At 74.0% G+C, this 14596-nt stretch carries 12 protein-coding genes; 4 read left to right on the forward strand and 8 right to left on the reverse strand.

What is annotated here, in order from left to right:
• The first annotated feature begins 273 nt into the window (after positions 1-273).
• A complete protein-coding gene (locus ACFYYF_RS23615; protein ID WP_388778801.1) occupies positions 274-1746 on the forward strand; it encodes a regulator in 1473 nt (490 codons plus the stop codon).
• A gap of 332 nt (positions 1747-2078) precedes the next feature.
• Here ACFYYF_RS23615 and ACFYYF_RS23620 read toward each other — a convergent pair whose 3' ends face one another.
• Together ACFYYF_RS23620 and ACFYYF_RS23625 are read right to left on the reverse strand one after the other, a co-directional pair.
• Entirely contained in the window at positions 2079-3473 is a 1395-nt protein-coding gene (locus ACFYYF_RS23620; RefSeq protein WP_388778804.1) for an NAD(P)/FAD-dependent oxidoreductase, read from the reverse strand.
• A gap of 348 nt (positions 3474-3821) precedes the next feature.
• Entirely contained in the window at positions 3822-4739 is a 918-nt protein-coding gene (locus ACFYYF_RS23625; RefSeq protein ID WP_388778807.1) for a TIGR01777 family oxidoreductase, read from the reverse strand.
• 72 nt (positions 4740-4811) lie between these two features.
• On the opposite strand from ACFYYF_RS23625, the gene ACFYYF_RS23630 reads away from it, so the two are divergent.
• Positions 4812-5303 carry a GNAT family N-acetyltransferase gene (locus ACFYYF_RS23630; RefSeq protein ID WP_388778810.1) on the forward strand — a complete coding sequence of 164 codons (492 nt, stop codon included), beginning with the start codon at positions 4812-4814 and terminating at the stop codon, positions 5301-5303.
• 7 nt (positions 5304-5310) lie between these two features.
• Here the strand turns inward: ACFYYF_RS23630 and ACFYYF_RS23635 are convergent, their stop codons facing one another.
• Together ACFYYF_RS23635 and ACFYYF_RS23640 are read right to left on the reverse strand one after the other, a co-directional pair.
• Positions 5311-5988: a TetR/AcrR family transcriptional regulator gene (locus ACFYYF_RS23635; RefSeq protein ID WP_388778813.1), complete on the reverse strand. Its 678-nt coding sequence runs from the start codon at positions 5986-5988 to the stop codon at positions 5311-5313.
• Positions 5989-6057: 69 nt separating this feature from the next.
• Complete coding sequence (locus ACFYYF_RS23640) at positions 6058-7242, reverse strand: MarP family serine protease (protein ID WP_388778816.1); 1185 nt, start codon at positions 7240-7242, stop codon at positions 6058-6060.
• A gap of 339 nt (positions 7243-7581) precedes the next feature.
• Between ACFYYF_RS23640 and ACFYYF_RS23645 the strand changes: the two genes are divergently transcribed.
• Both ACFYYF_RS23645 and ACFYYF_RS23650 read left to right on the forward strand, forming a co-directional pair.
• Positions 7582-8367 carry a peptidoglycan recognition protein gene (locus ACFYYF_RS23645; protein WP_388778818.1) on the forward strand — a complete coding sequence of 262 codons (786 nt, stop codon included), beginning with the start codon at positions 7582-7584 and terminating at the stop codon, positions 8365-8367.
• A gap of 138 nt (positions 8368-8505) precedes the next feature.
• Complete coding sequence (locus ACFYYF_RS23650; protein ID WP_388778821.1) at positions 8506-8820, forward strand: hypothetical protein; 315 nt, start codon at positions 8506-8508, stop codon at positions 8818-8820.
• A 20-nt stretch (positions 8821-8840) separates the two neighbouring features.
• Here ACFYYF_RS23650 and ACFYYF_RS23655 read toward each other — a convergent pair whose 3' ends face one another.
• From ACFYYF_RS23655 to ACFYYF_RS23670, 4 genes are all read right to left on the reverse strand, one after another.
• Positions 8841-9362 carry a DUF4240 domain-containing protein gene (locus ACFYYF_RS23655; RefSeq protein WP_361691959.1) on the reverse strand — a complete coding sequence of 174 codons (522 nt, stop codon included), beginning with the start codon at positions 9360-9362 and terminating at the stop codon, positions 8841-8843.
• A gap of 345 nt (positions 9363-9707) precedes the next feature.
• The gene (locus ACFYYF_RS23660; RefSeq protein ID WP_388778823.1) at positions 9708-10679 is read right to left on the reverse strand and encodes a helix-turn-helix transcriptional regulator; all 972 of its coding nucleotides are present in this window, start codon (positions 10677-10679) and stop codon (positions 9708-9710) included.
• Between the two features lie 93 nt (positions 10680-10772).
• Positions 10773-13478: a pyruvate dehydrogenase (acetyl-transferring), homodimeric type gene (gene aceE, locus ACFYYF_RS23665; protein ID WP_388778826.1), complete on the reverse strand. Its 2706-nt coding sequence runs from the start codon at positions 13476-13478 to the stop codon at positions 10773-10775.
• Positions 13479-13773: 295 nt separating this feature from the next.
• Complete coding sequence (locus ACFYYF_RS23670; protein WP_355983654.1) at positions 13774-14397, reverse strand: GntR family transcriptional regulator; 624 nt, start codon at positions 14395-14397, stop codon at positions 13774-13776.
• Positions 14398-14596: the final 199 nt, after the last annotated feature.

Genomic DNA, 14596 nt, shown 5'->3' on the forward strand with positions numbered 1-14596 from the left:
GGAGGAACCTTTCGTCAGGTCCGTGGCGCGCCCACGCCACTGTACGTCCGTCCGATCCGCGTCAGCTCGAAGGCTAATCCTCACACGATCGGATGAATGAATGTCGATGTGTGCGATGACGTGCTCACGCTCCGCTACATTCGCGCCGTTCACGAGGCCATAAGGGCTGCTCACAGGCAATCCGGGCACAGGGGGGCCTCGGGGAGGCGCAAGCACGTTCTCACGCCGCTCCGAGACCCCCTGGAGACCCGAAGGCAGGAGACCGCACCGCAGATGACGGAACGACCCGCGCAGCGCACGCCCAATCGACAGCTCGCCGCGCTCATCGCAGAAGCGGGGTTCTCCAACGCAGGTCTCGCCCGTCGCGTTGACCAGCTCGGACTCGAACACGGACTGGACCTGAGATACGACAAGACCTCGGTGACCCGGTGGCTGCGGGGCCAGCAGCCCCGCGGGACCACCCCCGCGCTCATCGCCGAGGTGTTCACCCGCCGCCTCGGCCGGCGCCTGAGCGCACAGGACCTCGGGCTCGACGCCTGCGCCCCCGTGTACGCGGGGCTGGAGTTCGCCGCGACCCCCGAGGAGGCCGTGGACATCGTCAGCGGCCTGTGGCGCAAGGACTCGGGGAGCCACGCCGAGCTGCGCAAGATCGCCTTCACTCCGGCCGGGCTCGTGGTCCCCAGCCGGGACTGGCTGATCGGCCGGGCGGACGACCGGGTCGCCCGCGGCGAGCAGCCCTCCCGCATCCCCGCCCAGGGCCGCCCGGCCGCGCCCAGGGTCACGGCACCGCCCGAGCAGGCGGGAAGCGCCTCCCGGCGCGGCCGGACCGAGCGGGGCCCCGGCCAGCGGGTCAGCGGCGGGGACATCGCCGCGCTCCGCTCGGTCGGCGAACTGTTCCGCGCCCTCGACCACGCCTACGGTGGCGGACACGCCCGCCAGGCACTGGTCCGCTATCTCGAGCACGAGGCCGAGCCGATGCTGCGCGGCGCGTACGGCGAGCAGACCGGCCGCCACCTGTTCGCCGCCGCCGCCGACCTCACCCGGCTCGCCGGCTGGACGTCGTACGACATCGGCGCGCACGGACTCGCGCAGCGTTACTTCGTCCAGGCGCTGCGTCTGGCGCAGGCCGCGGGCGACCGGGTCTACGGCTCGTACGTGCTCATCACCATGAGCCGGCAGGCCGTCTACCTCGGACACGGGCGCGAGGCCGTGCAGCTCGCGCGGGTCGCGCAGCAGGGCCTCGGCTCGGGGGGCCCGCAGGTCGTGCAGGCGCTGCTGCACGCCGTCGAGGCGCGCGGCCACGGAGTGCTCGGCGAGGTGCGGGCCTGCACGGCCTCCCTGGTCCGGGCCGAGCGGGCGCTGGAGGCGTCCCGGACCGGTGACGAAGTCCCGCACTGGGCCCGGTACTTCGACGAGGCCCAGCTCGCCGACGAGTTCGGGCACTGCCACCGGGACCTTCAGCAGTTCCGGGCGGCGGCGCAGCACGCGGAGCGCTCGCTCCAGCTGCGGGCGCCCGGATACGCGCGCAGCCGGCTGTTCTGCCGGGTGGTGCTCGCCTCGGCCCGGCTCGGGCTGGGTGAACTCGACCAGGCCTGTCTGCTCGGCGCGGAGGCCGCGGGCCAGGCGGCGGAGATGCGGTCGGCGCGGGCCGTCGAGTACGTACGGGACTTCGAGAAACGGCTCGAACCGTACAAGGACGCCGCCCCTGTCCGCGGCTACCGCGACAAGGTGGCCGCGCTGAGCTAGGGCCTGTCCGGTGACCCGCCCGAGGACCCGCCCGAGGACCCGCCCGGGGACCCGTCCGGCGACCTGTCCGGCGGGTCCACGGCGCGGTGGGGGCCCGGGGCATGCGAAGCCCCGCGTCTCCGGCCGGTTCGTCCCCGGTCTCCGGCCTGGGGAACCGGAGACCGGGAAGCCCGACGTACACCCCGGGGGCGGGGCCGCCTCCCGGGGGTGGGGGTGGTCCGTCGGGGACCCGGGGCCGGCGGGCGGGAGTGGGGCCCGCCCACCGGAGCCGGGGGCTGTCCTGCGGAAGACCGGGGCCGCCTTTCGTCAATCGGCCGGAGTGGTGGGGTGGTTCAGGCGGCGGCGGGTTCCAGGGGTTCCGCCGAGGGGGCCGGGGCGTGGACGCCCAGGTCCGTCAGGAGCGCGTGGGCGGCCCGCCGGGCCGAGTGCAGCGCACCCTGCACCGTGCTGGTGTCCCGGTGGTCGCCGCACACGTACAGGCCCGCGAGCAGCCGCACGGGGCGGCGCGGATCGTGCGGCGGGGGCATCGCCGGTACCGCCTCCGGCTCGTGATGGACCGCCAGCAGTTCCCAGCGGCTCGTCGACGTGCCGTACAGGCGGGCGAGCTGGGCGCGGACGGTGGCGTCCAGGTGGGGCGCGGCGGGCGGTGTGCCGAGCACGGTCGAGGAGATCAGGGCGCGGCCCGCGGGTGCCCGGGTCGGGTCGACCTGGCTGACGACCGCCGTGTGCGCCACCGGCCCGCTCCGGTCGGCGTCCAGCAGCAGCGCCGGACCGGTGGGCGGCGGTTCGTCCGTGGTGTGGTGCAGGACCGTCACCGGATGGAAGGCGGGCACGTGCAGCCCGGGCAGGAACCCGGCGGCGGCGCGGGCCCCGGTCGCCAGCAGGATGGCCCGGCAGCGGAGTTCGCCGTGGTCCCTCGTCGTGACCCGGGTCGTCGACACGGCGGTGACCTGGACGCCCGTGTGCACGGTGCCGGGCGGAAGGCCGGCGGCGAGCAGCTCCGGGAGCGCGTCCGCGCCGCCCTCGGGCAGGCACAGCCGGCCGGTCGCGAAGGAGTGCAGCGCGAGGTCGGCGCACCGGCTCGACGTCCGCAGCTCCGGGTCGCACAGCAGGGCCGCGAGCAGGGGGCGCAGAAAGGTTTCGACCGTGCGGGCCGGGAGGCCCCGGGCGGTCAGCGCCGTCGCCGCGGCGAGATCGGGGCGGGCGAGCAGTCGCTCCGGCGTGGTGGCGGCGAGCCGTGCGAGGGCCGCGCCGAGGCGGGCCTGGTCGAAGGGGCTGCCGAGCGGTCCGGGGCGGGTGGTGCCGCGCGCGGGCCGGGGCAGCGGAAGCCGGGGGGCGCTCGCGAAGGCGCGCGCGGTGGTGAGTGCGCCCCTCGCGCTCCGGGGTGTGCCGGGCGTGCCCGTGTGGTGGCGGTGGCCGTCGCTGTGCAGCAGCACGCCCGGCGAGAACGGGCACAGGACGAGGCCGCCCAGGCCCGGGGTGTGGCGCAGTTCCGGGTACGAGGTGGACAGGAGCCGGCCGAGCCGGTCCAGCCGGAAGCCGTCCACCTTCTCCGTGGACATGCGACCGCCCACATGGGGGGCGGCCTCCAGGACGGCGGTCCTCAGCCCCGCCAAGGTCAGATGCCGTGCGGCCGCGAGGCCGGCGACACCGGCTCCCACGACGACGACGTCGACGTCCTCCGTGATCTCCGCCGTGTGCGTGGCGTGGCGTGCGGGCTCTAGCACGTGCCCCTCCTCGAGGTTGCGCGGCCGGTGGGGACGTCATGCCCCCAACACGCTTCTGGAATGCCCGAGTTCGGATCGAGGGTGCGAGGTTCGGCCGCCCGGCGGAACCCGCGCGGCGGCCGTGCACGGGGGCATGGGGGGTGCATGTACCCGCCCGGCGGAGGCGGTTGCCCCTCACCGGACCTGGCCCCGGCGCTTCGGGCGGCCCGTGCCGGGCCCGGTCCCGCCTCGGGTGGGCCGAGGCACGGGACGGCGGCGACCCGGCGGCGATGCCCCCGGGGAGGCCGGGGCATCGCCTCCCCGGCCCCGGGAGATGACCGGAGTTTCCAGGGCCCCGGGGAAGCGAACTCAGCTCAAGGTCGCTCTCAGGGATCCCTCGATCGAGGGGAACGCGAAGGTGAAGCCCGACTCCAGGAGGCGGGTGGGCAGGACGCGCTGGCTGCCCAGGACGTCGTCGGCCATGTCGCCGAGGGCGAGCCGCAGGAGCGGGGCGGGCGCGGTCAGCAGGGTCGGGCGGTGCAGGACCCGCCCCATGGCCTCGGTGATCTCGCCGTTGGTGAGCGGGTCCGGGGCGGTCAGGTTCACCGGCCCGGACAGCGACTCCGTGTCGATGAGATGCCGGATCGCGGCCACCTCGTCGTGCAGCGCGATGTAGCTCCAGTACTGGCGCCCGTTCCCCATCCGCCCCCCGGCACCCGCCTTGAACAGCGGGATCAGCCTCGCCCAGGCCCCGCCCTCGCGGGCCACCACGAGCCCGGTTCTCGGGATCACCGTGCGCACCCCGGCCTCCTGCGCTGGAGCGGTCGCCTCCTCCCACTCCACGCAGACGGACGGCAGGAAACCTTCCCCGGGCGGCGCCGACTCGTCCACCGCCCGGTCGCCGGTGTCGCCGTAGAACCCGATCGCGCTCCCGTTGACGAACACCCGCGGCGGTTCGTCGAGCGAGGCCACCGCCTCCGCGAGCGTCACCGTCCCGAGCACCCGGCTGTCCCGGATCATCTGCTTGTACGCCCGCGTCCACGGCCGCCCCGCGACCGGGGCCCCCGCCAGGTTGACCACCGCCGCACAGCCGATGAGCCCCACCGCGTCGATCCGCTGCCGCTGCGGATCCCAGCGGATCTCGTCCGGCGAACGCGGCTCACGGCGCACGAGCCTGACCACCTCGTGCCCCTCGGCGCTCAGGGAGCGCGCCAGCGCGGAGCCGATCAGGCCGGACGCGCCGGCGATCACGATGCGGGAACCCGGGGACAGCGGTGAGTCGCTCATGAGTCCATCCTGCCCGCGCAGCCCCGGACTTCACGGAAAGGGCCGCAGCGCGGCGGCCGTACAGTGACCGGTATGCCAGCTGCTCCTCGGATACGCACCGCCACCCTGGACGACGACGACGCGCTCGGCCGGATCGACCGCGACACCTGGTCAACGCTGCACGCGGTCATGCCGCGCCCCCGGCCGCCGTACGAACCCTTCTACAGCGAGCGGTTCGGTCCCCGGGACCATCTCGTCGCCGAGCTCGACGGGCGCCTCGTGGGGTACATCCGGATGGGTTTCCCGACCTCGCTGGCCTGCAACACGCACGTCCGGCAGATCCTCGGACTGGCCGTCGCCGACGACGCCCGCGGCGCCGGGGTGGGCCGCGCGCTGCTGCGTGCGGCGGGCGAGGAGGCCCGCCGCCAGGGCGCCCGGCGCATCACGCTGCGCGTGCTCGGTCACAACACCCCGGCCCGCGCGCTGTACGAGTCCGAGGGGTTCGTCGTCGAGGGCATCCTGCCCGGGGAGTTCCTGCTGGACGGCGCCTATGTGGACGACGTCCTCATGGGGCGCCCGCTCTGACCCGCCCTCACGGCCCCGACGGCTCCCGCCCGCCGGTGTGCGACGGGGCCGGACCGGCCAGGAGACGGCGCAGGCAGCGGACGGCCAGCTCGGCGGGTGACTCCGGGCCCCCGGCCGGCGCGTCCGTGCCCGCCCAGGTCTCCATGGCGATCCGGATCGCGGCCGTGGCCGCGGCGGCGGCCAGCCGGGCCTCCAGCGGGTCCGCGCCGCCGCCCGTCAGCCGGGCCGTCACCGGGACCAGCTTCTCCTCCGACTCCTGGTTCACCCGGTACCAGACCGCGCGCAGCGCGGGATCGCCGACGGCCGCCCGCAGCAGCGCGCGGGTCTGCTCCAGCCGCTCGGCCGCGTGCGCGTCGGGGGCGGCCAGCGCCTGCCGGATCGCCCGCTCCAGCGCCACCGGCAGGGCCGTGCCCGGCTCCGTCGCCGCGAGCAGCGCACGCCAGTGGTCGCTCCCCGCGGCGAGCAGCGGGCCCACGGCGTCCTGCTTGTTCCGGAAGTAGCGGTAGAAGGTGCGGGGCCCCACCCCGGCCCGGCGCGCGATGTCCTCCGCCGTGGTGCCGTCCAGGCCGTGCTCCGCGAAGAGCTCGGCCGCCGCGCGTGCGATGTCGAGCCGGGTGGCCGCCTTGCGGCGCTCGGTCAGCGACGGTGCGGGTGCCCCGGGCGCGGGGGACGGCTGGCTGCTCACGGGGGGAGCGTACGCCGGAGCGGGCCGCGGACCGCGGGTCGGGGCCGGAGCCCCGGCGTGCCCCCGGGGTCAGGACGAGACGAGGTCGCCGGTGTCCACGCGGGCCGTGGCGTGGGCCGCCTTGCGGGCGTCGCCCGCGACCTCGTGCGCCGTCAGGACGTAGCCGGTCTCGTCGTCCGAGGTCGAACGGGCGAAGACCACGCCGTACACCTCGCCGTCGGTGGTCAGCAGCGGACCGCCCGAGTTGCCGGGACGGACGGTGGAGCGGATCGCGTAGATCTCGCGGGTGACCGTGCCCGTGTTGTAGATGTTCTGGCCCGTGGCGTTGATGCGGCTCGCGACGGTGGCCGCCTGGAGGTCGAGGCCGCCGTCCTGCGGGTAGCCCGCGACCACCGCGGAGTCGCCGCGCGAGGCCACCCCGTCGAAGTGGAGGACGGGAGCCCGCAGCGCCGGAACGTACAGGACGGCGACGTCCTTCTGCGGATCGAAGAGCACCACCCGCGCCTGGTAGGGGCGGCCGACCCCGCCCACCCGCACGGTCGGCCTGTCGATCCCGGCCACCACGTGCGCGTTGGTCATCACGCGCTGGGGGGCGTAGACGAAGCCGCTGCCCTCGCGGCCCTGGTTGCCCGAGCTGCCCTCGACCTTCACGGTGCTCAGCTTGGCCGCGTTCGTCGCGGAGGGCGTGACGTTGTCCCCGGAGGGCTTGGCGACACCGGCCGTCGGTTCGTTCTCGAACGGGTTGAAGACCTGCGGGAAGCCCGCCTCCGTGAGGGCGGAGGTCGCGCGCGAGAACCAGGCCGGCGTGGTCTCCGGCATCGAGTTCTGCACGGCGCCCAGCAGCGCCGAGTTGCGGATCGACTGCGTCACCACCGTCGACGAGGACGCGCCCAGGACGCTCGCCGCCACCCAGGCCACCAGCAGCACGGCGACGGTGTTCGCCGCGGCCCCGCCGATCCCGTCGGCCACCCGCAGCGGCCCCTGGTCGAGCTCGCGGCGGAGCTTCAGCGCCAGCCGCCCGGCCAGCTCGTGGCCCACGACGGCGGGCACCAGCACCGTGAGCACCGCCGTGACCGTCGCCGCCGGTGTCCCCGCCGTGACCAGCTCCATCATCCACGGCAGCACCCACACGCCGATGACGGCGCCGCCCACGAAGCCGGCCAGCGAGACACAGCCGGCCACCAGGCCGCGGCGGTACCCGGAGGCCGCGTAGACCAGGATGACCAGCACCAGCAGGAGGTCGAGAACGTCCACGGAGCCGCCTTTCTCTAGGGCCCCTTAGTACGCGCCGGACGGGCCCAGTGATCAGCCACGCGCGTTCGGTGCCCGCGCGAGAGGCCACACACCCGTGGACCTGTAAAAACGTCCCGGATACGCACGATGGTTCCACCAGGTGGCACACCACACATCGCGGCCCGCGCGGATCCGGGTCAGGGTGGCTCCATGCGTGTCTTCCGGAATCCGCGGGGGCCTCGAATACGGAGCGGGGAGCGGGTGCCCCGGCACGGGCGGCACGGCGGGCCCGGGCCCCGGGCCCGAGAGAGGCGCACCGGCGGAGCGGCGCGGGCCCCCCGTGCGCCCACGGCGCCCGGTGTGCGCCGGCGTGCGCCGGTGGGGCTGCCGAGGCCCGCCCTCGTCGCCCTCGCGTGCGCGCCCGGTCTGCTCGCGGTCCTGGCGCTGGTCATGTGCGCGGCCGGGGTGGACCGCACGGCGTCCCGGGCGCCCGCCGCCGAGCCCCCGGTCGCGGCCCGGATCACCGTTCCCCGTCCCGTCGCCAGGCCGCCCATCGTGCCGCGGACGGCGTGGCTGGACGCCGCGAGCACGCGCGAACAGCCGCCGCCGCGCTACGACGACCGCGTCGTGGCGGTCTTCATCCATCACACCGACTCGCCGAACGGCTACGACTGCGCCGACGTGCCCCGGATCATCCGTGACGTGTACGCGGGCCAGACGGGCGCCAAGGACTGGGACGACATCGGCTACAACTTCCTCGTCGACCGCTGCGGCACTATCTACGAGGGCCGTGCGGGCGGGATCGACCGGCCCGTCACCGGGGCGCACACACAGGGCTTCAACCATCGCTCCGCCGGGATCGCCGCGATCGGCACCTTCACCGCGGGATCACAGGTGCCGAAGGCCATGACCGACGCGATCGCCCGTCTCGTGGCCTGGAAGCTCGGGCTCAGCGGCGTCGACCCCCGGGGCACGGTCCGTCTCGTCTCCAGCAACAGCCTCAGCCGCTACGCCGCGGGCACCGCCGCCGTGCTCGCCACCGTCTCCGGCCACGACGCGGCCTTCATGACGAGCTGTCCGGGCGCCGCCCTCAGCGACCGCATCCCCGGCATCCGCGAGCTGGCGGCCCGCATCCAGGGCCGCTGAGCCCCCGCGTCCGGCCCCGCGGGTCACAGGCACACCTCCGGCCGCTCACAGGGTCTCCAGAGGCCCGCGGCCTAGCGTCCCCGTACGTCGTCACACGGCGTCGCACGACGTCGTACGCGCTGACCGGAGGCGGGGATCATGAGGATCAGTCGGAGGGAGCCCGCGCGCCGCGCGGGGAGCGGGGCGCACGCGGGGCGCACCGGGAGCGGACAGGACACGCGGGCCGGGGAGCCGTCCCGTGGGCGGGTCGTGACGGTGCGTGGTCCGTGGGCGCTGGTGTGCGCCGTGGCCACGGTCGTCCTGGGCCCGGCGGCGGTCACGGCGTCCGCGCTGGACCAGGCCAACGCCGCCCCGCAGCATCACACGGCACGGGCCGACGGTCCGCGGGCCCGCGTCCCCGCGGACCGGACGGGCCCGCCGGCCGTACCCCGGAGCCGCCCGAGCACCCCCTGACCCCCGGGAGCCCGGCCCCGTCAGTCCTCCCTGAAGCGCTCCCACAGCTTGGGGTAGCGCTCCGCGATGACGGAGTCGTTCTCGAACGCGAGCGGGGTGCCCTCGGGCTCGGCCGCCGCGGCCGGGATGCCCAGCGCGGGCGCGACGGCGCCGGTGAGCTGCTCGTAGGCCTCGTCGGCCGCGTACCCCAGCTCCTCGCCGTCGCCGTCGATCTCCTCGTCGAAGTCGTCCAGGAGTTCCGCGAGCGTGTCGGGGTCGTGCATGGCCCCCTCGAAGACGTCCCGGCCCTGGCCGATCAGCCAGCACCGGAAGAAGTCGAAGGCGTCGTCGCTGGCCCCGTCGAGCAGCAGCCAGGCGGCGCCCCACAGATCCCAGCGGTACGCGCGGTTGTAGCGGGACTCGAAGTGCCGGGCGAAGTCCAGGACGGAGTCCGGATCGAGCTGGACGAGCCGCTCGACGAGCAGATCGGCCTGTTCCTCCGGGTCGCCCTCGGCCGTCTCGCGGGTCGTGTCCACCAGCTCCCAGAACTCCGTCTCGTCCATCACGGGTCCAGCATCGGGCCTGGGCGGGAGGGACGCACGCGGAGCGGAGCAGATTGTTATGCATGCACATGCCGAAGGTAAACCCACCGGGTTCCTACGGATTTCAAGCGGCCGGAGGCAGGCGGTTCCCCGGGGCGCGCCGACACCCGGCGATCACCGGCGGAGCGCCGCCGCCCGGCCCCGGATCACCAGAGGAGCCCGCCGCCCGGTCCCGCGATCACCTGCACAGGGCCGCCGTCCGGTCCCGGGATCACCGGCGGAGCCCGCCGCCCGGCCCGGATCACCGGCTGACCTGGCCGTCCGGTCCCGCGATCACGCGTAGAGGGCCGCCGTCCGGTCCCGCGATCACCCGTAGAGCGCCGCCGCCCCCGCCGCGTCCTCCGCGCACAGCTTTCGCAGGGCCGCCGGAGCGAGCACTTCCACCTCGGGTCCGAGCCCCCGCAGCTGCATGCGGGCGACCTCCTCGGACTCGACCGGCAGGGTGAGGGTCACCCAGCCCCGCCCGTCGGCGGCGCCGGACGTGCCGAGCGCCTCCTTCGCGGACACGGGACCGAGGGCGTACGGCAGCATCCGCACACCCTGTGGGGACAGCCGTACGACGACCTCGGAGCGCAGCACGGACCGGGCGAACTCCTCGGCCCGCTCCTCCCAGAACGCCGGCAGGTCGAACCCGTCGTCCCGCCGGAACCGCTCCGGGCCGGGCTCGACGGCCGTGAACCGGTCGATCCTGTAGACCCGGAAGGCCCCCGCGTCGGGCACCCGAGCGCACAGGTACCAGACCCCCGCCTTCAGCACGAGCCCGTACGGTTCGAGGGTCCGCTCCACCTCCGGCCCGTCGCGCCGGTAGCGCGCGAGGACCGGGCGGTCGTCCCACACCGCGTCCGCCAGCGCGGGCAGCAGCCCGGGCGTGGCCGGCTCGCTGAACCAGGCGGGCGCGTCCAGATGGAAACGCTGCGCCGCCGACCGCGAGGCGTCCCGCAGCGAGGGCATCAGGGCCGCCGACACCTTCAGCCGGGCCACCGACGCCGAGTCCTGGAGACCCATGTCGCGCAGCGCCCCCGGCACCCCGCTCAGGAACAGCGCCTCCGCCTCGCTCCGCGCCAGCCCCGTCAGCCCCGTGCGGTACCCGCCGACCAGGCGGTAGCCGCCGGCCCGGCCCCGGTCGGCGTACACCGGGATCCCCGCCTCCGACAGCGCCTGCGCGTCCCGGGCGACCGTGCGCTCGGACACCTCCAGCTCCCGCGCCAGCTCGGCGGCGGTCATCGACGCGCGGGTCTGGAGCAGCAGCACCATCTTGATCAGACGAGCGGCACGCATGGGTTCATCATGCCGGGCCCCACCGACAGCCGGGAAAGCCGACTAGGGGTACGGCGGCCGCCGTACCCCTACTCCGTGGTCACCCTCCGGGCACTACAGGCCGTAGCGCTCCCGGGCCTCCTTCACGGCCGACGCCTTGACCTCGCCGCGGCGGGCGAGCTGCGCCAGCGCGGCGACGACGATCGACTGCGCGTCCACGCCGAAGTGGCGGCGGGCCGCCTCACGGGTGTCGGAGAGGCCGAAGCCGTCGGCACCGAGCGAGGACCAGTCCTGCTCGACCCACTGCGCGATCTGGTCCGGGACCTGGCGCATGTAGTCGGAGACCGCGAGCACCGGGCCCTCGGCGCCCTGGAGAGCCTGGCGGACGAACGGCACCCGCTCCTCGCCGCGCAGCAGGGCCGCGTCGGCCTCCAGCGCGTCACGGCGCAGCTCGGTCCAGGAGGTCGCGGACCACACGTCGGCGGCCACGCCCCACTCCTCGGCGAGCAGCTTCTGGGCCTCCAGGGTCCAGTGGATCGCCGTGCCCGAGCCGAGCAGCTGGATGCGCGGGGCGTTCGCGGCGGCCACGTTCAGGCCGGCCGACTCCGCCGTGTTGAAGCGGTACAGGCCCTTGACGATGCCCTCGTCGATCCCGAGGCCGGACGGCTTGGCGGGCTGCGGCTTCGGCTCGTTGTAGACGGTCAGGTAGTAGAAGACGTCCGGGTCCTCGCCCGGGGCGCTCTCGCCGTACATCCGGCGAAGGCCGTCCTTGACGATCGTCGCGATCTCGTACGCGAACGCCGGGTCGTAGGACAGGGCCGCCGGGTTCGTCGCCGCGATGACGGGGGAGTGGCCGTCGGCGTGCTGGAGGCCCTCACCGGTCAGGGTGGTGCGGCCGGCCGTCGCGCCGACGAGGAAGCCGCGGCCGAGCTGGTCGCCGAGCTGCCACATCTGGTCGGCCGTGCGCTGCCAGCCGAACATCGAGTAGAAGATGTAGAAGGGGATCATCGCCTCACCGTGCGTGGAGTACGCGGTGGACGCGGCGATGAAGTCCGCCATGGAGCCGGCCTCGGTGATCCCCTCGTTGAGGATCTGGCCGTCCTTGGCCTCCTTGTAGTACATCAGCTGGTCGCGGTCGACCGGCTCGTACGTCTGGCCCTTGGGCGAGTAGATGCCCAGCGACGGGAAGAGCGACTCCATGCCGAAGGTACGGGCCTCGTCCGGGACGATCGGCACCCAGCGGCGGCCGGTCTCCTTGTCGCGGACCAGGTCCTTGACGAGGCGGACGAACGCCATGGTCGTCGCCACGTTCTGGGAGCCGGAGCCCTTGTCGAAGGAGGCGAACGCCTTGTCGGCGGGGGCCGGCAGGGGGGCCAGCGCGTGCGTACGGCGGGCCGGGGCCGGGCCGCCGAGGGCCGCGCGGCGCTCCTGGAGGTAACGGACCTCGGGGGAGTCGGCGCCCGGGTGGCCGTAGGGCACCACACCGTCGACGAACTGGCTGTCGGAGATCGGCAGTTCGAGCAGATCACGCATCTGCTTGAACTCGTCCGTGGACAGCTTCTTCATCTGGTGGTTGGCGTTCTTCGACGCGAAGCCCGGGCCGAGGGTGTGCCCCTTGACCGTCTGGGCCAGGATCACCGTCGGCGCGCCCTTGTGCGCGAGGGCGGCGCGGTAGGCCGCGTACACCTTGCGCGCCTCGTGGCCGCCGCGGGACAGGTGGAAGCACTCCAGGATCTTGTCGTCGCTCAGCAGCTTCGCCATCTCGGCGAGCGCCGGGTCGGAGCCGAAGAAGTCCTGGCGGATGTAGGCGGCGTCGCGGGTCTGGTACGTCTGCACCTGCGCGTCGGGCACCTGGCGCAGGCGGCGGACGAGCGCGCCCGTGGTGTCGAGCTGGAACAGCTCGTCCCAGGCCGAGCCCCACAGCGACTTCACGACGTTCCAGCCGGCGCCGCGGAACTGCGCCTCCAGCTCCTGCACGATCTTGAAGTTCGCCCGGACCGGGCCGTCGAGGCGCTGGAGGTTGCAGTTGATGACGAAGGTCAGGTTGTCCAGGCCCTCGCGGGAGGCGAGTGCGAGTGCCGCCGTCGACTCCGGCTCGTCCATCTCGCCGTCACCGAGGAACGCCCACACGTGCGAGGCGGAGACGTCCTTGATGCCGCGGTTGGTGAGGTAGCGGTTGAAGCGGGCCTGGTAGATCGCCGACAGCGGGCCGAGGCCCATGGAGACGGTCGGGAACTCCCACAGCCAGGGCAGCCGGCGCGGGTGCGGGTACGACGGGAGACCGCTGCCGCCGGACTCCTGGCGGAAGTTGTCCAGGTGCTGCTCGTTCAGGCGGCCGTCGAGGAAGGCGCGGGCGTAGATGCCCGGGGAGGCGTGGCCCTGGATGTAGAGCTGGTCGCCGGAGCCGTCCCCCTCCTTGCCCTTGAAGAAGTGGTTGAAGCCGGTCTCGTAGAGCCAGGCCGCGGAGGCGAAGGTGGCGATGTGGCCGCCGACGCCGTGCTTCGCGCCCCGGGTGACCATCGCGGCCGCGTTCCAGCGGTTCCACGCGGTGATCCGGGTCTCCATCGCCTCGTCGCCGTCGATGGCGGGCTCGGCGGCGGTGGGGATGGTGTTGACGTAGTCGGTCTCAAGCAGCTTGGGCAGCGCGAGACCGTTGCCCTCGGCGCGCTCCAGCGTGCGGCGCATCAGGTACGCGGCACGGTGCGGCCCGGCCGCCTGGGTGACGGCGTCCAGGGAGGCCTGCCATTCGGCGGTCTCCTCGGGGTCGCGGTCCGGGAGCTGGTCGAGCTCGCTCGGCTGGATTGCGGTGGGGTCGGTCATTGCGCCGCCTTCCGGATGCGGAGGGGGGTTCCCTCATCGGCAAGGGGTTTTCGGGGGTGCCCTTGGTCTTTGGCAGGACAGGGCGGCGGGCTCTTGTGGGAGCCCGTCGAGGACTGTAACCCCCTGATCGATGATCGATCAAAGGAATCCGGGGGAAATCCTCTTCAGATCGGAAAGTCGGCACGGGGTGCCTTGGGGGCAGGCACCGGGTGCCTTGAAAATCGATGGTTTTCGCAGGTGGGGGCACGGTTGAGCGGGGGTGTGCTCCCCTGCGCCCACACCGTCGGCGCACCCCTCAGGGGCGCGGGGCGCAGCCGAGGACGTGGGCCTTCACGAGGTCGGCGATCAGCGGGTCGCGCCGCCGGAAGGCGTCCACCAGGGCCTCGTGCTCCTCCGCGTACGACTGCTGCACGGTCCCGAGCCAGCGGATGGACAGGGCCGTGAAGACCTCGATGCCCAGGCCCTCCCAGGTGTGCAGGAGCACGGAGTTCCCGGCCGCCCGGACCAGCTCGCGGTGGAAGCCCACGGTGTGCCGCACCTGGCCGGTCCCGTCGGCCAGCCTGTCCGCCTCGTACAGCGCCGCGACGTGCGGCTCCAGGGCCGAGCAGTCCTCCGCCAGCCGTCCGGCCGCCAGCTCCGCCGCGATGGCCTCCAGACCGGCTCGTACGGGGTAGCTCTCCTCCAGGTCGGCGGCGGTCAGATTGCGCACCCGGACGCCCTTGTTCGGCGCCGACTCGATCAGCCGCAGCGACTCCAGCTCGCGCAGCGCCTCACGCACCGGGGTCTGGCTGACCTCCAGCTCCGTGGCGATGCGCCGCTCCACGATCCGCTCGCCCGGCTTCCAGCGCCCGCTGACGATCCCCTCCACGATGTGCTCGCGGATCTGTTCGCGCAGCGAGTGGACGACGGGCGCGGTCATGAAGGCTCCTTCGGGAGGGGCGGCGAGACCCCCTTGGGCGTTTGACCTTTAGACAATAAGGCCGTGGCTCTGTCGGTGTCGGGTGCATGGCGGCGCTTTCCCGCAGGTGAGACGAGACTTACACGCTGTCAGAGTGTTCCCGGCCGTACGGGCTCGTACCGGGTGAAGTCCGGATTCGTACCGTCGATGTGACGGCCGG

It is taken from the genome of Streptomyces sp. NPDC001914 (genome assembly GCF_042891215.1).
Lineage (GTDB): Bacteria > Actinomycetota > Actinomycetes > Streptomycetales > Streptomycetaceae > Streptomyces.